At 69.4% G+C, this 20,537-nt stretch carries 14 protein-coding genes; 4 read left to right on the forward strand and 10 right to left on the reverse strand.

Translation table 11 applies throughout. From position 1 onward, the window contains the following. Positions 1-65: 65 nt before the first annotated feature. Both AB0M70_RS13600 and AB0M70_RS13605 read right to left on the reverse strand, forming a co-directional pair. Positions 66-671, reverse strand: a complete 606-nt coding sequence (locus tag AB0M70_RS13600) for a YdbC family protein (RefSeq protein WP_363209977.1) — start codon at positions 669-671, stop codon at positions 66-68. A gap of 33 nt (positions 672-704) precedes the next feature. After that, a complete protein-coding gene (locus AB0M70_RS13605; protein ID WP_365819662.1) occupies positions 705-1,538 on the reverse strand; it encodes an arylamine N-acetyltransferase in 834 nt (277 codons plus the stop codon). A 204-nt stretch (positions 1,539-1,742) separates the two neighbouring features. On the opposite strand from AB0M70_RS13605, the gene AB0M70_RS13610 reads away from it, so the two are divergent. After that, the gene (locus AB0M70_RS13610) at positions 1,743-2,270 is read left to right on the forward strand and encodes a TerD family protein (RefSeq protein ID WP_365819664.1); all 528 of its coding nucleotides are present in this window, start codon (positions 1,743-1,745) and stop codon (positions 2,268-2,270) included. 111 nt (positions 2,271-2,381) lie between these two features. Here the strand turns inward: AB0M70_RS13610 and AB0M70_RS13615 are convergent, their stop codons facing one another. Then, positions 2,382-5,282, reverse strand: coding sequence for a vitamin B12-dependent ribonucleotide reductase (locus AB0M70_RS13615; protein WP_365819666.1), 2,901 nt, complete (start codon positions 5,280-5,282; stop codon positions 2,382-2,384). A 134-nt stretch (positions 5,283-5,416) separates the two neighbouring features. Continuing rightward, entirely contained in the window at positions 5,417-5,971 is a 555-nt protein-coding gene (nrdR, locus tag AB0M70_RS13620) for a transcriptional regulator NrdR (RefSeq protein ID WP_365819668.1), read from the reverse strand. Positions 5,972-6,465: 494 nt separating this feature from the next. Between nrdR and lexA the strand changes: the two genes are divergently transcribed. Next, the gene (gene lexA, locus AB0M70_RS13625; RefSeq protein WP_363209982.1) at positions 6,466-7,248 is read left to right on the forward strand and encodes a transcriptional repressor LexA; all 783 of its coding nucleotides are present in this window, start codon (positions 6,466-6,468) and stop codon (positions 7,246-7,248) included. A gap of 98 nt (positions 7,249-7,346) precedes the next feature. Here lexA and AB0M70_RS13630 read toward each other — a convergent pair whose 3' ends face one another. The 5 genes from AB0M70_RS13630 to AB0M70_RS13650 all read right to left on the reverse strand — a co-directional run bounded on the left by AB0M70_RS13630 (position 7,347) and on the right by AB0M70_RS13650 (position 15,828). Continuing rightward, the gene (locus AB0M70_RS13630) at positions 7,347-9,389 is read right to left on the reverse strand and encodes an ATP-dependent DNA helicase (protein ID WP_365819670.1); all 2,043 of its coding nucleotides are present in this window, start codon (positions 9,387-9,389) and stop codon (positions 7,347-7,349) included. Between the two features lie 40 nt (positions 9,390-9,429). After that, positions 9,430-11,346: an IucA/IucC family siderophore biosynthesis protein gene (locus AB0M70_RS13635; RefSeq protein ID WP_365819672.1), complete on the reverse strand. Its 1,917-nt coding sequence runs from the start codon at positions 11,344-11,346 to the stop codon at positions 9,430-9,432. 58 nt (positions 11,347-11,404) lie between these two features. Then, positions 11,405-12,253 carry a GNAT family N-acetyltransferase gene (locus AB0M70_RS13640; protein ID WP_365819674.1) on the reverse strand — a complete coding sequence of 283 codons (849 nt, stop codon included), beginning with the start codon at positions 12,251-12,253 and terminating at the stop codon, positions 11,405-11,407. A 36-nt stretch (positions 12,254-12,289) separates the two neighbouring features. Continuing rightward, entirely contained in the window at positions 12,290-14,212 is a 1,923-nt protein-coding gene (locus AB0M70_RS13645; RefSeq protein WP_365819833.1) for an IucA/IucC family protein, read from the reverse strand. Positions 14,213-14,424: 212 nt separating this feature from the next. Continuing rightward, the gene (locus AB0M70_RS13650; RefSeq protein WP_365819676.1) at positions 14,425-15,828 is read right to left on the reverse strand and encodes a diaminobutyrate--2-oxoglutarate transaminase family protein; all 1,404 of its coding nucleotides are present in this window, start codon (positions 15,826-15,828) and stop codon (positions 14,425-14,427) included. 392 nt (positions 15,829-16,220) lie between these two features. Here AB0M70_RS13650 and AB0M70_RS13655 point away from each other — a divergent pair, with 392 nt between their 5' ends. Continuing rightward, positions 16,221-17,456, forward strand: coding sequence for a hypothetical protein (locus AB0M70_RS13655; RefSeq protein ID WP_365819678.1), 1,236 nt, complete (start codon positions 16,221-16,223; stop codon positions 17,454-17,456). 238 nt (positions 17,457-17,694) lie between these two features. Next, complete coding sequence (locus AB0M70_RS13660) at positions 17,695-18,915, forward strand: hypothetical protein (RefSeq protein WP_365819680.1); 1,221 nt, start codon at positions 17,695-17,697, stop codon at positions 18,913-18,915. A gap of 120 nt (positions 18,916-19,035) precedes the next feature. Here AB0M70_RS13660 and hflX read toward each other — a convergent pair whose 3' ends face one another. Further along, positions 19,036-20,535, reverse strand: a complete 1,500-nt coding sequence (gene hflX, locus AB0M70_RS13665; RefSeq protein WP_365819682.1) for a GTPase HflX — start codon at positions 20,533-20,535, stop codon at positions 19,036-19,038. Between the last annotated feature and the right edge of the window lie 2 nt (positions 20,536-20,537).

Here is a 20,537-nt window from a genome sequence, read left to right on the forward strand (position 1 = left end):
GTACGCGGTCGCCACCGACGCCGCCACGCACAGCGGCAACGTCGCAGGTCACCGCATGCGGGACGTCACACCGTCCACGACGGCTCCAGTTCCACGATGTCACCGGCCAGCGCCGCGACATCGGCCTCCGTCTGGGCCCGCAGCGAGAGGCGCTCCACGCGTTCCCTGCGGTACTTGCCGTGCTCGGCGGCCGAAAGCCACATGGAGAGCACGAGGAACTCATGCCCGGGTGCCTCACCGAAGAGGCCGCGCACCATCCCCGGAGAGCCCGCCATCGCCGGGTTCCAGACCTTCTCCTGCATGAGCGCGAAATGCTCCACCCGCGCCTCACGGACCCGGCAGTGCGCCACCCGCACCACGTCCGCGTCCGTGAAGCGCGGCTCGAAGCCCGTCTTCACGTCGAACCGGTGATCGAAGAGCTTGCTCTGGATGTCCTTGAAGGTGCCCGACTGCGTGGCGGCGAGCCGGTCGTGGGAGCGCGCCATGAAGGAGTCGTAGAAAGCCCGGCTCTCCCAGAAGCCGAAGACGTGCGCCACGCCCGGCCGCTCCCGACTCCACCCCCCGCCCTGTCCCCGGAACCCCGGCTCCCCCAGAAGCCCCGCCCACTTCCGCTGTCCCCGCTCGAACCCCCGTCGGTCCACCACGGTGCAGCGAATCCACTTGACCAGCACCGCGCCATCGTACGGCGCGGAACGTGGCCCGGGTCACGCTCCGGCGTAGTGCGCCCGGATCAGCCCGGCGCGATCATCGGCGGTCAGTTCGATACCGAACTCACGGTCGAGCACATCCCCCAACTCCTGGGCAGATACGTCGCGTTCGTCCGATGTGCCGTCCGGCCGCGTCACCGCCAGGCGCTCACCGACCAAGGTGCGCCGCATCTCCGGAGCGGCCCTCTGGATCACCGGACGGCGGATGAACGACGACAAGGGGTGGGTCGATGTGTAGTGGTTCATCACTACGTAGTCGACGGTAAGGCGCTCTTCCAGCGTGTATTCGTAGAGATCGAACCAGCCGTCCGCGTGCTCGGTCCGCAACACCCGCGCGCCGTTCGCCTCTTGGACGATCCCGAACCGCCACTCCCCTTGTCGCACGTCTTGCCGTACGTCGCCCTCGTCCCCCATGGGGATCGGTTCCAGCAGGCCCTCGGCTCCGAAGCCGACGTCACAGTGCCACTGCCGGCCGTCCGCCTCGACCCTCAGAAGCATGTGCGTCACCGCGCGCCGCGACGAGGCACCCACCCTGACCCGGGCACCGAGTCCCGTGACGGCGAAACCGATCCGCTCCAGGGCCGCGGCGAACAGGAGATTCTGCTCGTAGCAGTAACCACCTCTGCGCTGTCGCACCAACTTGTCCTGCAGAGCGCCCAGATCCAGCGGCACGGATCGCCCGAGCATCATCTCCAGGTTCTCGAAGGGAATCGACGCCACATGCGCACGGTGCAGCGCACGGAGGGTGTCGAAGTCGGGCTTCGCCTCTCCCTCGTGGCCGACCCTGGCCAAGTAGGCCTCGATGTGCAGTTCTTCCCCGTTCCATGTCATGAGGGCAATGATCTACGCGCGCGTGGGGGCACGCCACCTGGAATGTCCGCGTCAGCCCCAACAGCCCTGCCGATCAGCCGACTTCAGTGATGTCAGTCATACGCCGTAGCGTGTCTGTAGGACATGCCGTCCGGACATGTCTGATGCGGCAGCGTCAGCCGGGTTTTCGAAGAGTGCGAGAAGAGTGCGAAGAGGGGGAGCTCCGTGAGCAGTGTCAGCAAGGGGATCAAGAAGGTCGAGGTGGGGCTCAAATGGGATCCGAGCCCGGTCGGTGCGCCTGCGCATGATCTCGACATCATCGCCGCGACCTACGCCGCGCACGCTCCGTACGACAGCCCGGTGTACCTGGTGCACTTCGACAGCCGCGCCCCCGACGGGACGATCACCCTCAACAGGGACAGCAAGACGGGCCAGGGCTTCGGCTTCGACGAGGTCATGACCCTGGAGCTCGACCGCCTCGCGGCTGCCTACACGCGCGTGGTGGTCGGCGTCGCCATACAGCCCAACGAGGCGCGGAAGGTGTTCGGCGACATCCCGAACACCGGGGTGCGCATCCGCGAGGGGCACACCGACCTCGCGCAGAGCGATCTCTCCGCGGTCTCCGAGCACACCGCGGCGACGATCGCCGAGTTCAACCGGGACGAGTCAGGCGCGTGGTCCTTCCGCGAGATGATCCGCGGGTTCGAGGCCGACCCGACGTCCTTCGCCGCGGTGATGGGCACCGAGTTCTGAGCACGACGCCCGCAGCGGGAAACGCCGAGGGCGGTGAGGCCGATTTCTCGGCATCACCGCCCTGGACGATCAGGCTCTACTCCCGGCCGCGGCCGGGAGCTTCCGGCCGGGTCAGCTGCAACCGCTGGTCGAGCCGCAGCCCTCGCAGATGTAGCAGGAGCCGGCCCGCTGCATCTTCGTGCCGCAGGAGAAGCACAGCGGCGCGTCGGCCTGGATGCCGAGCTGCATCTCGACGAGCTCGGCGCTGGTGTGCGCCTGCTGCGGAGCGGGCTTCTCGGCCTCCGCCCTCGGCTCGGCGACCGCCTTCAGGACCTCGGGCTGCCGCGGGGCGGACTGGGCAAGACCCTCGACGTCGATGTCCGACTCGTCGTCCATGGACGGCTCGTACGAACCCGTCTCCAGGTGACGCTGGCGCTCCTCGGCCGAGTGGATGCCGAGCGCGGAGCGGGTCTCGAAGGGCAGGAAGTCCAGCGCCAGGCGGCGGAAGATGTAGTCGACGATCGACTGCGCCATCCGCACGTCCGGGTCGTCCGTCATGCCGGCCGGCTCGAAGCGCATGTTCGTGAACTTCGAGACGTACGTCTCCAGCGGGACGCCGTACTGCAGGCCCACGGAGACGGCGATCGAGAAGGCGTCCATCATGCCCGCGAGGGTCGAGCCCTGCTTGGACATCTTCAGGAAGACCTCGCCGAGACCGTCGTCCGGGTAGGAGTTGGCGGTCATGTAGCCCTCGGCGCCACCCACGGTGAAGGAGGTGGTGATCCCCGGGCGGCCCTTGGGAAGGCGCTTGCGGACGGGGCGGTACTCGACCACCTTCTCGACCGCGGCACGGATCGTGTCCTCGGCCTTCTCGGTGACCTCGGCCTTCTCCTTCTCCTTCTTCTTCGCGGAGAGGGGCTGGCCGACCTTGCAGTTGTCGCGGTAGATGGCGAGCGCCTTGACGCCCATCTTCCAGGCCTCGTAGTAGACCTCTTCGACGTCCTCGACGGTCGCCGTCTCCGGCAGGTTGACCGTCTTGGAGAGCGCTCCGGAGATCCACGGCTGGATGGCCGCCATCATCCGGACGTGGCCCATCGCGGAGATGGAACGCTCGCCCATCGCGCAGTCGAAGACCTCGTAGTGCTCGGGCTTCAGGCCGGGGGCGTCGATCACATTGCCGTGGTCGGCGATGTGGGCGACGATCGCCTCGATCTGCTCCTCCTGGTACCCCAGGCGACGCAGGGCCTGCGGCACGGTGCCGTTGACGATCTGCATCGAGCCGCCGCCGACGAGCTTCTTGAACTTCACCAGGGCGAGGTCGGGCTCCAGGCCCGTGGTGTCGCAGGACATCGCGAGACCGATGGTGCCGGTCGGGGCGATGACGGACGCCTGGGAGTTACGGAAACCGTTCTTCTCGCCGAGGCGGAGCACGTCCTGCCAGGCCTCCGTGGCGGCGGCCCAGATCGGCGAGTCCAGGTCGTCCACGCGGGGCGCCGTGGCGTTGGCGTCGGCGTGCTGCTTCATGACGCGCTTGTGCGGCGTGGCGTTCTTGGCGTAGCCGTCGTAGGGGCCGACGACCGCGGCGAGCTCGGCGGAACGCTTGTACGACGTGCCCGTCATCAGGGAGGTGATGGCGCCGGCCAGGGAGCGGCCGCCGTCGGAGTCGTACGCGTGGCCGGTGGCCATCAGCAGGGCGCCGAGGTTGGCGTAGCCGATGCCCAGCTGGCGGAAGGCGCGGGTGTTCTCGCCGATCTTCTGCGTCGGGAAGTCCGCGAAGCAGATGGAGATGTCCATCGCGGTGATGACCAGCTCGACGACCTTGGAGAAGCGCTCGGAGTCGAAGGACTGGTTGCCCTTGCCGTCGTCCTTGAGGAACTTCATCAGGTTCAGCGAGGCGAGGTTGCAGGACGTGTTGTCCAGGTGCATGTACTCACTGCACGGGTTCGAGCCGTTGATCCGGCCGGACTCCGGGCAGGTGTGCCAGGCGTTGATGGTGTCGTCGTACTGAATGCCGGGGTCGGCGCAGGCCCAGGCGGCCTCGGCCATCTTGCGGAAGAGTGACTTGGCGTCGACCTCCTCGATGACGTCGCCCGTCATACGGGAGGTGAGGCCGAACTTGCCGCCCTCCTCGACCGCCTTCATGAACGTGTCGTTCACGCGGACCGAGTTGTTGGCGTTCTGGTACTGGACGGACGTGATGTCGTCGCCGCCCAGGTCCATGTCGAAGCCCGCGTCGCGCAGGGCGCGGATCTTCTCCTCTTCCTTCACCTTGGTCTCGATGAAGCCCTCGATGTCGGGGTGGTCGACGTCGAGGATGACCATCTTGGCCGCGCGGCGCGTGGCGCCACCCGACTTGATCGTTCCTGCGGACGCGTCGGCACCGCGCATGAAGGAGACCGGTCCCGAGGCGTTGCCACCGGAGGAAAGGAGTTCCTTGGAGGAGCGGATGCGGGAGAGGTTCAGGCCGGCGCCGGAGCCGCCCTTGAAGATCATCCCCTCTTCCTTGTACCAGTCGAGGATCGAGTCCATGGAGTCGTCGACGGCCAGGATGAAGCAGGCGGAGACCTGCTGCGGCTGGGGCGTCCCGACGTTGAACCAGACCGGCGAGTTGAAGCTGAAGATCTGGTGCAGGAGGGCGTACGCCAGCTCGTGCTCGAAGATCTCGGCGTCGGCGGGCGAGGCGAAGTAGCTGTAGTCCTCGCCGGCCTTCCGGTACGTCTTCACGATGCGGTCGATCAGCTGCTTGAGGCCGGTCTCGCGCTGCGGGGTGCCAACGGCCCCGCGGAAGTACTTGCTGGTGACGATGTTGACCGCGTTCACCGACCAGAAGTCGGGGAACTCGACGCCACGCTGCTCGAAGTTGACCGAGCCGTCGCGCCAGTTGGTCATGACGACGTCTCGGCGCTCCCAGACCACCTCGTCGTACGGGTGCACGCCGGGCGTCGTATGGATGCGCTCGATACGCAGACCCTTGCTGGCCTTGGATCCCTTGGCTCGGGAACCTCGTGCCGGGCCGCTCGTCGTCTCGGTCATGCCGCCTCCCTGTATCAGGCTAAAACGCCCTGAAGTGCCACGATGTTCCCGTGACACGGTGTTGTCCGGTGCCGCGAAAGCCGCGAAGGCTTCCGCAACAGGTCTGTGTGTGCCGCCGTCGGCCGTTCAGCCGGTCAGTCGGCGGCAGTGGCGGGCACCGGGACTTCGACAGTCCCTCCGGGCCCGCATTCGTTCGCGCCGGGCTCCCCGCCGGCGCCCTGCGGCTCTTCGTCGAGCCGCTTGTCCCGCTGGTCCCTCAGCTCCCCGACGGCAGCCTCGAAGTCGTCGAGCGAGTCGAATGCCCGGTACACGGAGGCGAAGCGCAGGTAGGCCACGAGGTCCAGCTCCTGCAGCGGACCGAGTATGGCCAGACCGACGTCGTGCGTGGTCAGTTCGGCACTCCCGGTGGCCCGCACCGCCTCTTCGACCCGCTGGCCGAGCTGGGCGAGGGCGTCCTCGGTCACCGGCCGCCCCTGGCACGCCTTGCGTACGCCGTTGATCACCTTCGTACGGCTGAACGGTTCGGTCACGCCGCTGCGCTTGACCACCATCAGCGAACATGTCTCCACGGTCGTGAAACGACGGGAGCAGTCGGGGCACTGACGGCGCCTGCGGATCGACGTGCCGTCATCGGTGGTGCGACTGTCGACCACGCGACTGTCGGGGTGCCTGCAGAAGGGGCAGTGCATGGAACTCCAACCCTCCTTCACGACACGACTCATAGGCCTCAACAGGCCCGTGAGGCCCTCGAAGCAGCCCCAAGCATAGGCGATGCCCAAGGCCTGAAAAGACCCGGGGACCACAACTTCTGGGCCGCGGTCGCAATCCAACCACTAGATCTTGGGTTTGACCGGAAATCCGGCCCCATCGCGTGTCGCGCTCCCCTGGCCCGCCGTGAAGAGTACGAGCCCGCCTCGCGCGCCGCACAGGAAGGGGGTGGTGCGGGGTTGACCGGGTGCCGAGTGGCAGTATGGGAGCCCTACTGAGGGGGCCCCGGCCCTGGCGGTGAAGCGTACCGTAATGAACCGAAATGCCAGTCGGCTCGAACGTTAGCCATACACCCAGACGCATGATCAGAACAGGCGATCTGCGATTTTTCACTCGAACGTGTGTTTGGCGCAACCTTTCGAAAGCAACTACCGTTGGCTAACTAGGGAGAACATCTCGAGAGGGGCCGACCGACGTGACCACCACCGCTGACAGCGCCACCATCACCGCCCAGGACCGCCAGAGCCGACTCGAGCCGGTGCATGCCATGAATGACGCAGCCACGAACCAGGAGGGCCCCAAGCCCACACGCTCCCTACCGGGCCGACCTCCTGGCATCCGCGCCGACAGCTCAGGGCTCACGGACCGGCAGCGCCGCGTCATCGAGGTCATCAGGGACTCGGTGCAGCGTCGGGGGTACCCGCCGTCCATGCGGGAGATCGGGCAGGCGGTAGGCCTCTCCAGTACCTCATCGGTCGCTCACCAGCTGATGGCCTTGGAGCGCAAGGGCTTCCTGCGCCGCGACCCGCACCGCCCGCGGGCATACGAGGTGCGTGGCTCGGACCAGCCGAGCAGCCAGCCCACCGACACGGCAGGCAAGCCCGCCGCTTCGTACGTCCCGCTGGTCGGCCGCATCGCGGCCGGTGGCCCGATCCTGGCCGAGGAGTCGGTGGAGGACGTCTTCCCGCTCCCCCGGCAGCTCGTCGGTGACGGTGAGCTCTTCGTCCTCAAGGTCGTCGGTGACTCGATGATCGAGGCCGCCATCTGTGACGGGGACTGGGTGACGGTCCGCCGCCAGCCGGTCGCCGAGAACGGCGACATCGTCGCCGCCATGCTCGACGGCGAAGCCACGGTGAAGCGGTTCAAGCGCGAGGACGGTCACGTGTGGCTGTTGCCTCACAACTCCGCGTACCAGCCCATCCCCGGTGACGAGGCCACGATCCTCGGCAAGGTGGTGGCGGTGCTGCGGCGCGTGTGAGCCTCCGCCCCTGACCGGGCCCCGGAACCAACTGCGCCGGTTCCGGGGCCCTGCTGCGTCCGCGGCCGTCTCACCGGACCCGGGCGCCGGCCCCTTTCCTATGCCTCGGCAGCCTCGTCCTCGTCGTCCGTCTGAGGATTGGTCTTGGGGTCAGGCTTGGGGTTCGGCTTGGGGTCCGCCTTGGCCGCCGCGTCGATCGCGGCCAGGGAGCGGCGGGCCTGGTTGCGGTCCGTCGTGTACCAGAAATCGGGGAGCGAAGCCCTCAGATAGCTGCCGTAGCGCGCGGTCGCGAGCCGGGGGTCCAGGACGGCGACCACTCCACGGTCCGCGGAGGCCCGCACCAGCCGGCCCGCGCCCTGCGCCATCAGGAGCGCCGCGTGGGTCGCGGCGATGGCCATGAAGCCGTTGCCACCGCCGTCGTCCACCGCCTTCTGGCGAGCGCTCATCAGGGGGTCGTCGGGGCGCGGGAAGGGGATCTTGTCCATGACCACCAGCTGGCAGCTGGCGCCCGGCACATCGACGCCCTGCCACAAGGAAAGCGTCCCGAACAGGCAGGTCCGCGTGTCCGCCGCGAAGTTCTTGATCAGCTCGCCCAGCGTCTCCTCGCCCTGCAGCAGGATGGGCATGTCGAGACGGCCGCGGAGCTCCTCGGCGGCCGTCTGAGCGGCGCGCATGGAGGAGAACAGGCCGAGCGTACGGCCGCCTGCCGCCTCGATCAGGTCGGCCAGCTCGTCGATCATGTCGCTGCGCGTGCCTTCACGGCCCGGCCGGGCCAGGTGCTGGGCGACGTACAGGATGCCCTGCTTGCGGTAGTCGAAGGGCGAACCGACGTCCAGGCCCTTCCAGGCCGGGGCGTCCTCGGACTCGATGCCCTCGGGGGCGAGCCCCAGGGAAGCACCCACGCCGTTGAAGTCGCCGCCGAGCTTGAGGGTGGCGGATGTGAGGACGACCGAGCGATCGCTGAAGAGCTTCTCGCGGAGCAGGCCCGACACGGACATGGGGGCCACCCGCAGCGAGGCCCCGAATCGGTCGTGCCGTTCGTACCAGACGACATCCCACTCGGAGCCGTTCGTGATGCGCTCCGCCACGTCGTGGATCGTCTCCACGGAGGCGAGCGCCTGTTTGCGTACGGCGTCCTCGTCCTGGACCGATTTGTCGCGGGTGGAGCCAAGGGCCGAGATGACCGTACGGGCGGCGTCGCGCAGGGCCATCAACGCGTACCCGAGGTCCTCCGGGACCTCCTCGAGGCGGCCGGGGAGCGCCAGCTCCATCACCCGCTCGAAGCCCTCGGAGGCGGTCTGGAGCTGATCTGCCGCCTTTTCGTTGACGAGCTTGGCGGCTCGGCGCACGGCTCGGTTGACCTGGCCGGGGGTGAGCTCGCCGGTGGCGACACCGGTCACCCGGGAGACCAGTTCGTGCGCCTCGTCCACGATCAGCACTTCGTGCTGGGGAAGGACGGGGGCGCCCTCGATGGCGTCGATCGCGAGGAGCGCGTGGTTGGTGACGACGACCTCGGCGAGCTTGGCCCGCTCCCGCGCCGCCTCGGCGAAGCATTCCGCTCCGTACGCGCACTTCGTGGCGCCCAGGCATTCCCTGGAGGAGACCGAGACCTGGGACCAGGCACGGTCGGAGACCCCGGGAGTCAGGTCGTCCCGGTCGCCGGTCTCGGTCTCGTCCGCCCAGTCGCGCATCCGCAGCAGGTCCTGGCCGAGCTTGCTGGTGGGAGCGGCGGCCTCGAACTGGTCGAAGAGGCCCGGCCCGTCCTCCTCTTCCTGCGGCACGCCTTCATGGAGGCGGTGCAGACACAGGTAGTTCGAGCGGCCCTTGAGCATGGCGAACTGGGGGCGGCGGCGCAGCAGCGGATGCAAGGCGTCCACCGTCCGCGGCAGATCACGCTCCACGAGCTGGCGCTGCAGCGCGAGGGTGGCCGTCGCGACCACCACACGCTCACCGTGCGCGAGCGCGGGCACCAGGTAGCCGAGGGACTTGCCCGTGCCGGTGCCGGCCTGGATCAGCAGATGGGAACCGTCGTCGATCGCCTCGGCGACGGTCTCGGCCATCGTCACCTGGCCAGGGCGCTCTGTGCCGCCGACGGCGGTGACGGCGGCGTGCAGGAGCTCGGGAAGGGAGGGCTTTGTCATAGCGCGACCACCCTACGGGTCTCCACTGACAATCCCTCGATCAAGGCTGATGCAGAGGGTTCGGGACGCTCCCGTGCACAGCGGCGTGTGGTCGCTCGGGCCGATCGCGGTACCCGTCGAGGTGCAGGCGGTTGCGGTTGAGACACAGGCGCTCGATGCGGGGCGTGAGCAGGTCGAACATCTCGTACCGTTCCTTGAGCTGGGGGGCCCGCGCCTGATGGCGGAGGATCTCGGCGCGGACGAGGGACCAGAATTCCGCTTCCGGGATGCCCAGCTGTTCGTGGCAGAGCGGGGCGAGGTAGCGGAAGACACCCACGAAGAGCCCTGCATGGATGAACTGCGTGAGGAAGTCGGGGCGTTCGGTGAGCAGGACCTCGCGCACGTCGTCCGGCATCGACGCGTGTTCCGGAAGAGCCTCGGCGCTGACATTTATGTCGTCCACGAAGTCCTTGACCGCGAGCCGGACGGGGACGTCCTTGTCGTCGAAGACGACGATGGCGTTCTCCCCGTGAGGGGAGAACACGGTGCCGTACCGGTAGAGGAATTGCAGCAACGGAGGAAGCAGAGCACCGAAGAGGTGGCGCAGCCAGACCTCGGGGGCGAGCCCGGAGCGCTCGACGAGCTCGGCGACGAAGGCTCTGCCGTCCGGATCGGTGTGCAACAAGGAGGCGAGCGTGCGAGCGCGCTCTCCGGGGGCGAGGTACCGGGTGATCGGTTCGCGCCAGATCGCCCCGAGCAGTTCCTTGTATTGGTAGGGGACCTCGGGAAGGCCGTCGTACAAAGGATGCTCGACGGTCACCGAAGCGACCTCACCCAGCAGGATCACCCGGCATTCGTCACGCAGGAAGGGGTCGGCGTCCCGCAGGGCGTGCATCCACGCGGTGACGGCGGGGGCGGCGAGAGTGCGCTCGGTCGGGAGCCCGCGCCATACCAGGGTGTTCAGGACCGACAGCGGCAACTTCACGGTGTGCCGGTCGGGACGGGACAGATTCAGGAACGTACGGATCGATTGCTGGGGCAGCCGCAGATCCCCGTCGGTGGGCAGCGGCACGATCGCGTTTTCGGCCACGGAGGGGGCGAAGAGGGTCAGTACGACGTCGTCCCACTGCCACGGATGCACCGGCAGGTAGAGATAGGCGTGCGGGTCGAGACCGCGCGCCGTGAGAGCGTCCGCGAAGAACTCCCGCGTGGCGGGCGCGAGTTCGCGTGCGTAGAGCTCCTCCGCCGTGTCCAGGCCCGCGACGCCTCGGTAGGCGGCGAGGTCGGCATGGACCGCGATCCAGGGGAGCTGTGCGGTGAGGCGCGCCTCGGGCGCCCAGCGGGCGGCGTCACTGGCGGAGAAGCCGATGCGGCCCTTGTTCAGGACGAGCCAGGGGTGTCCGGTCTGATGCCCTTCGAGTTCGGCGTAGCCGAGGTCGGCGAGCTGCGCCGCGGTGAGGGCGCTCTGGTCGAGCCGGGCGTCGGCGGTGAGGGTGACGGTCAGCTCGCGGATGAGGTGGCCGAGCGTGGCGCCGTCGATTCCCAGGGTGCGGCGGGCCCGGGTGAGGAAGCGGAGGGGGTCGCTGAAGGGGAGCGGTGCTTCGTCGCCCTCGGCCAGGGCGAGGCTGGATGGGTCGACGTGCCAACTGCCGTACGAGCCTCGGCGGGCGCGGAAGTGGAGGTGGGGTGCTGTTTGGTGCGGGGGATCGCCGGGTTTGCCTGCGGCGGATGCGTGGTGGCCGCGGCCGTCGTCGCCGTCGAGCCGGAGGCTGTAGCTGTCCGGGGCGCCCGGCGGTGCGGGGTCGGGGTTCCGCGGCCCCGCGGGGACCGGCTCGATGATCTCCTCGTAGGCGAACTCACCGACCATCTTGGCGAGGAGGCGGCGCCCGGCCGTCGCCCACCTGTCCGCGGTCAGCTCGGGCGGGTCATAGAGAGCGAACGGCTCTCGGGATGTCGGGGGGACGGACGGATTCGGCACGGGGACTCCTCAGGGAGGGAACCGGATCAGGTCGAGCGGTGTACCAAGAGTGAGCGGTTCAGAGCACTGCGCGCAGGGCCCGGTCACGGACCATGAGCGCCGCCCGCTTGTCGGGGAGATCCACTTCGGCGGCGTAGCGGAAACCGGCGCTCAGGAATGCGGAGACGGAGGGGGTGTTGCGAAGGTCGGGTTCTGCGATGACGCGTGCGCAGGAGGCGCGGTGGTCGAGCACGAGGTCGGCGACGGCTCTCAGCAGAGCGGTGCCGATTCCTCGGCCGCGGTCGGCGACACCGCCGATGAGGAGGTGAAGACCGGTGTCGTGCGGGCGGGCCGGGTAGTGCCGGGCCAAGGCGTCGAGGTCCGCGCGGTAGACCTCCCAGTAGCTCATCGGCGTGCCGTCAAGGACACCGAGACAGGGGACGCTGCGACCGTCGCCGTCGATCTGGTCGCGCAAATGCGCCTCCGTGACGGAATCAGGGCCGGCCAGTTCCCAGAACGCCGCCACGGCGGGGTCGTTCATCCACCGGCTGATGAGGGGGAGATCGCGTTCGACATGCACGGGCACGAGGTGGAAGACACCGGCTGAGGTGGTCGCGGGGCCCCAGTCGGCGACGTTGTCGAGCAGGTCGTCGGCTGACGAGGTGGCTGTCGGGGCCGGACCACGGACAGCCGTGCGCGCGTCGGCCTCGATGTGTCCGGCGTACGCACCCGGCGCTTCGGCCGCGCCGCCCGCGTCACCCGGGCCGCTCGCACCGCTCGCGCCGAACAGCGCGATGAGTTCGTCCGGGAGGCGCAGGTCCAAGGTGTCCTGGACGTCTGCCCTGTCGGCTGCACAGGACTCGGTGGCGGGTTCGGCGACGGATTCGGTACCGGCGTCGGTGCTCGCATCGGGGGGAGGCGGAGGCACGGCGTCGCTCCTCTCAGAAAAGGCGGGTCATGTTCCTCAGGAATGAAGGGGGTTGGCGATGGAGACGTAGACGGACTGGGTGTCGACGGGGCCCACGAGCTCGTCGAGACCGCGAAGGCGGGTCAGCAGGTTGGCCTTGCACCGCAGGACAGGTGAGTCGAGCAGCAGGGCAGGCAGCGGCGTACTCAGCGCGGCCGGGCCGGAGACGGTGTCGCCAAGGAAGCGGCGGAAAGCGGCGAGCAACAGCCGCTCGTCGGCGAGGCGTTGGGCGCCAAGAGCACCGATGAGGCCGAGGACGTTGTTGATGCCGAGGTAGTAGGCGAAGCGCTCGTCCGCCACCTCGTCGGAGACGAAGGTGTCGCTGTGCTCACCGATGCCGGGGAGCCTGCGGTCGAGTTCGGCGCGGTGGGACTCGCGGTAGTAGTAACCCTGGTTGTCGCGGTAGCGACCGCCCACGGGCCAGCCGTCGGAGTCGAGCAGCAGCAGGGTGTTCTGCTGGTGTGCTTCCAGGGCGACGCCTGCCTCGCTGTCCAGCCAGAGCACGGGGCGCACGACGTTCTGCAGGTAGCGCAGGAACCACTCGGTGGCGACGGCTCCCCGGGGGCGGCCCGTGCGTCCGGCGAGGCGGGTGACGATCTCGCCGAGCCGGGAGCGCATCGGGGGACGGTCGTGCCCCGTGGAGTGCGGTGACGGCCTGGGCGAGACGAGTCCCGCGATGCAGGTGGCGTCGTCGCCGGGGCCGAAGGGGTTGTGCCGAATCATCACGTCGAGCCCGGTCACGGGCGCGCCGTCGGGGCCGGTCACGGCGAGCCAGGCCGGGTCGCGGATCACGTCGAAGCCCGGGTGGACCGCCTGCCACCGCTCGGCGAGGCCGCTGCGCAGCAGTCGGTGGACCTCGACGCCTCGATGGAGTTCCTTGCGGAGATTCTCACGACGGGAGTTGGTGATGCGCAGGCCGAGCGAGAGCTTCAGCATGGCCGGGGCGCCCGAGCGGTAGAGGGTGCGCACGGAGGAGGTGGGATACCACGGTGCGCCGTGCGGGCCGAGGTCCTGGAGGAGGCCGGCTTCCAGGAGAGCGGCGGTCGTGGGGCGGTGCCTGAGCTCGCGCATCTGCCACGGGTGCAGGGGCAGGGCGGCGTGGCCTTCTGGCAGCGGCAGGTCAGGGCCGGCGAGGCGGGCGGTGAGCTGCTCGGCCGGGAGGGTGCGGCCACGCTCGGTCCAGGCCGAGTCCGCGGCGAGCACCGACGGGTCGACGGCGAGCCAGTGCAGCGCGAAGGCGCCGCGCAACTCCGGCGAGTAGAGCCGGGATTCGGTGTCGGAGAGCCCCTCGCGGCTCTTCGGGGTGGGATGAAGGGGGTGGCCGAGGAGCAGGGACTGTTCTGCGGCGAGGAAGAGATCGGGCTCGTCGCCGGGGTTGTTCCGGCGGTCGGCGATGAAGGTGGCGGTGCGCCGCACCGAGTCGGCGACGCGGCCGACGAGGTCCCCGCCCTCGACCCGCTCACCGTCGTCCGCGCCGCTGCCGGCGCGGCCTGCGCCCACGTCGCTGCCGGAGTCACCGGGCTCACCATCCGGGCCGGCCGCACCCTCCGGAAGTGGCTCACCCCCCGGAACCGGCTCACCCTCCGGGTCCAGGGCCCCACCGCGCTGCCCCGTCTCACGCCCCAACAAGGCGGCCACGGTGACGGCGTCGGCCGGGGGTGCGCTCTGGGGGCCGTCCTCCAGATAGGGGAGGCCGAAGCGGTGCCATCCGGTGGCCGACCAGTAGTACACGGGGACGAGGAGGGCGGTGCCGCTGGCCTTGAGAGGGATACGCAGGACGCCGTGCTCGGGGGCGGGGAAGTCGTTCTCGCGCACCCAGCAGCGCAGGAGGTTCTCGATGGCCGCCACCTGCGCGGCGGTGTGCGGATCGGGGTGCTCCAGGAGATCGGCGGTCGCGCCTCGCAGCTGCTCGGTCTGCAGGCCTCCCTGCTGCCTGGGGACCGTACCGGGCTCCGCCACCAGCGAGGATTGCTTGCCGCACGCGCCTGGCACGTGGGGGTGGGGTGGACCGTCGGATGCGGGGGTGGCGTTCAAGAGAGCTTCCTTGTGAAGTCGTTCGGGCTCCGGGGCGACGGGCTGGAGCTGTGCTGTTGTCTCTTGGCCGTCCGCGGGACGGCCCGGGTCCGGTGTGGCTATCCGTGGTGCGGACGCGCCGCCGCGGAGATCGCGTCGGAGAGGCGGTCGAGGATCGCGGCCGCCTGCTCGTCGGTGATGGTGAGAGGAGGAAGGAGGCGTACGACGCTGGAGTGCCGTCCGCCCAGCTCTACGATGAGGCCGCGGCGCAGGCATTCGCGTTGCACCGCGGCGGCGAGTTCGGGCGCCGGGGGAAGCGGCCGCTGGGCGCGGCTCAGGACACCGTTCGGGTCGCCGGCGCCACTCGGAGCCGCCGGGTGCCCACCAGGAGCGGTCGGTTCCACACCAGGCGCAGCAGCGGGGGCCACGAGTTCGACGCCGATCATCAGGCCTCGGCCTCGTACGTCGCCGATACAGGGGTGTTCGGTGGCGAGCGACCGCAGCTGGGTGAGCATGCGGGTGCCCAGGACTCCGGCGCGTTCCGCCAGGCCGTTCTCACGGACGTACGCGAGGGTGGCCGCGCCCGCAGCCATGGCGAGCTGGTTGCCGCGGAAGGTCCCCGCGTGGGCGCCCGGTTGCCAGACGTCGAGGTCGTCGCGGTAGATCACGACGGCCAGTGGCAGGCTGCCGCCGATGGCCTTGGACAGCACCATCACGTCCGGGACCACACCGCTGTGCTCGACGGCCCAGAAGGTGCCGGTGCGCCCGACGCCGGTCTGGACCTCGTCCGCGATGAGCGGGATGGAGCGTGCGGCGGTGATCTCGCGCATCCGGCGCATCCAGCCGTCGGGGGCGGGGTTCACGCCGCCCTCGCCCTGCACCGGTTCGAGGATCATCCCGGCCGGTCGGGGCACGCCCGACTTGGTGTCGTCGAGGAGGTTCTCGGTCCAGCGGGCCGCGATCTCGGCGCCGTCCGCACCGCCGATGCCGAACGGGCAGCGGTAGTCCTGCGGGTAGGGCAGGCGTGCCACGCGTACGTCCGGTGCGCCGCCGGAGGCGGAGAGCGCTCCTGCCGTCATGCCGTGGTAGGCGCCGGTGAACGCGAGCATTCCGTCCCGCCCGGTCGCCGTCCGCACGAGTTTGAGCGCGGCTTCCACGGCGTCCGTGCCGGCGGGACCGCAGAATTGGATCCGCGCGCGGTCGGCGAGTCCGCGGGGCAGCGTGTGGAACAGCTCGGTGGTGAAGGCGTCCTTGACCGGCGTCGCCAGGTCGAGGACGTGCAGCGGCGCCCCCGAGTCGAGGACCTTTCTGATCGCTTCGAGCACGACCGGATGGTTGTGCCCGAGGGCCAGGGTCCCCGCGCCCGAGAGGCAGTCGAGGTAGCGCTGTCCGTCGGCGCCCTCGATCGTCAGGCCGCGCGCCCGTACCGGCACGATCGGCAGGGCGCGCGCATAGGTGCGCGCGGCCGACTCGCGCGCCGCCTGGCGTCGCAAAATTCCCTCGTGCACTGCGGAGTGCCCCACGGGAGCGACGGAAACGGAGGGTTCCGCGGAAACCGCCGCGGGCGCCGGCTCGGTCACGGCCACGACTGTTGGTCCTCCCGCTGGGAATGGGCGCTTCCCACGCAACTGGGCCAGCGCGCCGACGAGTTGGCAGGGGAGATGAACACAGGCAGCCACTCCCCCGTACGTACCAACGACGGGGACTGCGGAGGAACACGGGTAATCGGAAGATCCTTGCCGTGACGGAACCGTTGCCGTTCCGTCGGCTGTCCCCTACGGCACCGGCATAGTGTGGGGTGCCGTTCATCCGCGGCAGGGGTGCGCGGTGCCACGCGATCACGGTGTTCAACGCCCCGTTCCGCACGCGGTGTCCGGCATGTGAACGATCTCGAAGCCCAGGGGGAATCTCTACTATGCGACCCATACGCCCGCTCAATACCGCTCGTCGTGGGAAGGGTGCGCGCGGCAGGACCTCCCCTGTGGCGGCCGCTGTCGCCATCGGCGCGGCACTCGTTCTGACCGCGACGGCCTGTGGCCCGAGCGAGGACAACGCGGGCGACGATCCCGCCGCCTCCCAGCCCGCCGACGGCGGCAACGACGACGGCAAGGTCAAGATCCCGCAGGACATCCAGGACCGGCTCAAGGAGCACGGCATCGACCTGGACAAGTGGCGGGACGGGGCCTGGAAGAACTGGGACAAGGACGACTGGCTCCGCGAGGCCGGTGACTACGTCAACCCGATCATCGAGGGTCTGTGGGACTCGGACCGCATGCGGGACGCGGACAAGAACCCCGACCGCGGTGTCGACGACAACGACATCTCCGGCGACCAGGGCGTGACCGACCCGACGCCCGAGCCGGTGGAGGCGGCGGCCCTGAAGACGCCGTACGACGCCAGCGCTCCGGCCTCGGGGAAGCTGTTCTTCGACGGCCCCGAAGGCTCGATGGTCTGCTCGGCCACCGTCGTCGAGGACCCGGCGCACCCGGGCAAGTCCAACATGGTGTGGACCGCGGGTCACTGCGTGCACGCCGGCGCCAAGGGCGGCTGGTACCGCAACATCGCCTTCGTGCCCGCGTACAACAACAGCGGCAAGTCGGCCGCCGAGCTGGAGAACGCCCCCAAGGAAGAGGTGGCTCCGCACGGCGTCTGGTGGGGTGACTGGGCCCAGACCTCCGACCAGTGGATCGAGAAGGGTGGCCCGACGGGCGGCACGGGCGCGCCGTACGACTACGCGGTGATCCACGTCACGCCCGAGAAGGGCAGCGAGGGCCAGTCGCTCGAGGAGCAGGTCGGTTCGGCGCTCCCGGTGGACTTCAACGCCCCGGCCGTGCCGCAGATCGCCGACATGACGGCGACCGGCTACCCGGCGGCTCCGCCGTTCGACGGCCAGAAGGCGTTCCAGTGCGCCGACAAGCCGGGCAGGCTCTCGATCAGCAAGCCCGACCCCACGATGTACCGCATCGGCTGCACGATGACCGGCGGTTCGTCCGGCGGCGGCTGGGTCGCCAAGGGCTCGGACGGCAAGCCCGCCCTGGTGTCCAACACCTCCATCGGCCCGGTGACGGCCGGCTGGCTGGCAGGTCCGCGGCTCGGCGAGGGCGCCAAGGGCATCTACGACTCGGTGAGCAAGAAGTACGCCGACAAGTAACACCCACGTAGTGGCCGGCACGTCATGGCCAGCGCGTGCCGGCCAGGCCGTAAGGGCGCTTGATGTACGACGGCGGGGTCGCCGCAAACCTTCACGACCCCGCCGTCATTCGTCCTCAATCGCACAGGCATAGTGAGGTGTCGCGTCGGCCAGGGGCTCTCGGAGCACCCTCGTCCCACACATGACAAGTACATGGCAATTGCAGCAATCACGCGTTCAATTCGGGGGTTACCACAGCATGCGTTCCATACGTGCGCCCTTCGCGCGCAGTCGAGGGCGACGTCTCGCGCTCGCCGCGACCGGGCTCGCCGCGACTCTGGCACTCACCGCCACGGCCTGCGGTCCCAGCGACAACAAGGCCGGCGACAAGGCCGGTTCCGACACCGCGCAGGGCGCCGACAAGGGTTCCGACACCGACACGGGCTCCGATGCCAAGCTGCCCGGCGACATCGCCGACAAGCTGAAGGACCACGGCATCGACCCGGACAAGTGGAAGGACGGCGCCTGGAAGAACTGGGACAAGGACGACTGGCTCCGCGAGTCCAAGGACTTCGTCAATCCCGTCATCGAGGGCCTCTGGAAGCCCGAGCGGATGAGGAAGGCCAAGGACCCGAACAAGACGATCGCCGCGAAGGACGCGCCTTCCGACCAGGGCGCGACCGACCCCGAGCCGGCGCCGGTCCAGGCCAAGCGCGAGAAGACGCCGTACCACAAGAACGCCGCCCCGGTCGGAAAGATCTTCTTCGACTCCCCCGAGGGCTCGATGGTCTGCTCCGGCACGGTCGTGAAGGACCCGCGCAACCCGGGCAAGTCCAACCTCGTGTGGACCGCGGGCCACTGCGTGCACGCCGGTTCCGCCGGTGGCTGGTACCGCAACATCACCTTCGTGCCGGCCTACAACGACCTCGGCAAGTCCGAGGCCGAGCTGAGCAACGCGGCCCCGCAGGAAGTCGCCCCCTACGGCCAGTACTGGGCCGACTGGGTCTCGACCTCCGCCGAGTGGATCGACCAGGGCGCCTCCTCGGGCGGCGCCGGCGCGCCGTACGACTACGCCGTGATGCACGTGAAGCCGGAGCAGGGCTCGAAGTCCCTCGAGGAGACGGTCGGCAACGCGCTCGCGGTGGACTTCTCCGTGCCGTCGACGCAGAGCGTGAGCTCGATGGGCGCCTGGGGTTACCCCGCCGCTCCCCCGTACGACGGCCAGATCATGCACAAGTGCATCGACAAGCCGGGCCGCCTCTCGCTGACCTCCGCCCAGCCGACGATGTACCGCATCGGCTGCACGATGACCGGCGGTTCGTCCGGTGGCGGCTGGTTCCGGATGGTGGGGGGCAAGACGCAGCTGGTCTCGAACACCTCGATCGGCCCGGCCGAGAACACCTGGCTTGCCGGGCCGCAGCTCGGCAAGGGCGCCGAGCAGGTCTACGACATGATGAGCGAGAAGTACGGCTCCAAGTAGCCGCGCGGCGGGGGACGCTCCCCGCACCTCGCATCTGACACGGCGAAGGCCCGCCCCCTACGGCAGGGGGCGGGCCTTCGTCATGCGTACCGCGTGAACGGCGCCTTTACGGGCCTGCGTTCAGCCCGCGACCGGCACGTACGGCGTGAGATCCGCCGCCAGTTCCTCGTGCACCCGCGCCTTGAGCAGCGTGCCGTCGGCGGTGTGCTCCTCGGAGAGCACCTCGCCCTCGGCGTGCGCCCGCGAGATGAGCTGACCCTGCGTGTACGGCACGAGGGCCTCGATCTCGACCTCGGGCCGGGGCAGTTCGGTGTCGATCAGCGTGAGCAGCTCTTCGATGCCCGCACCCGTGCGCGCGGAGACCGCGATCGCGTGCTTCTCGTTGCGCAGGAGCCGCTGGAGGACCAGCGGGTCGGCCGCGTCCGCCTTGTTGACGATCACGATCTCGGGCACGTCCGTCGCGCCCACGTCACGGATCACCTCGCGCACTGCGGCCAGCTGCTCCTCCGGCACCGGGTGCGAACCGTCCACCACGTGCAGGATCAGGTCGGACTCGCCGACCTCCTCCATCGTGGAGCGGAACGCCTCGACGAGGTGGTGCGGCAGATGCCGTACGAACCCGACGGTGTCGGCCAGGGTGTAGATCCGGCCGCTCGGCGTCTCGGCCCGGCGCACGGTCGGGTCGAGGGTGGCGAACAGGGAGTTCTCCACCAGGACGCCCGCGCCCGTGAGGCGGTTGAGCAGGGAGGACTTGCCCGCGTTCGTGTAACCGGCGATCGCGACCGAGGGCACCTTGTTGCGCTTGCGCTCCTGGCGCTTGATCTCGCGGCCCGTCTTCATGTCCGCGATCTCCCGGCGCATCTTCGCCATCTTCTCGCGGATCCGACGGCGGTCCGTCTCGATCTTGGTCTCACCGGGACCACGGGTCGCCATGCCACCGCCACCGCTGGATCCGCCGCCGCCCATCTGACGGGAGAGCGACTGACCCCAGCCACGGAGGCGCGGGAGCATGTACTGCATCTGGGCAAGGGCGACCTGCGCCTTGCCCTCTCGGGACTTGGCGTGCTGGGCGAAGATGTCGAGGATCAGGGCGGTCCTGTCGACCACCTTGACCTTGACGACGTCTTCCAGGTGAATCAGCTGGCCAGGGCTCAGCTCACCGTCACACACGACGGTGTCGGCCCCGGTCTCGAGGACGATGTCGCGCAGCTCCTGGGCCTTGCCGGATCCGATGTACGTCGCCGGGTCGGGCTTGTCGCGGCGCTGGATGACTCCGTCGAGCACGAGCGCGCCCGCCGTCTCGGCGAGTGCGGCCAGCTCGGCGACCGAGTTCTCCGCGTCCTGCACTGTGCCCGAGGTCCACACTCCGACGAGCACCACTCGCTCCAGACGGAGCTGGCGGTACTCGACCTCGGTGACGTCCTCGAGCTCGGTGGAGAGGCCGGCGACGCGGCGAAGAGCCGCGCGCTCGGAGCGGTCGAACTGTTCGCCGTCCCGCTCTCCGTCGATCTCGTGGCTCCAGGCGACGTCCTCTTCCATCAGGGCATCGGCCCGAAGACCTTCGGGGTAGTTCTGCGCGAGGCTCTGCGCGTCCTGGGAAGGGGAAGAAGAGGAGGTCATTG

Origin of the sequence: Streptomyces sp. NPDC051214 (assembly GCF_040682375.1) — a bacterium.
In the GTDB taxonomy this organism is placed as follows: Bacteria; Actinomycetota; Actinomycetes; order Streptomycetales; family Streptomycetaceae; genus Streptomyces.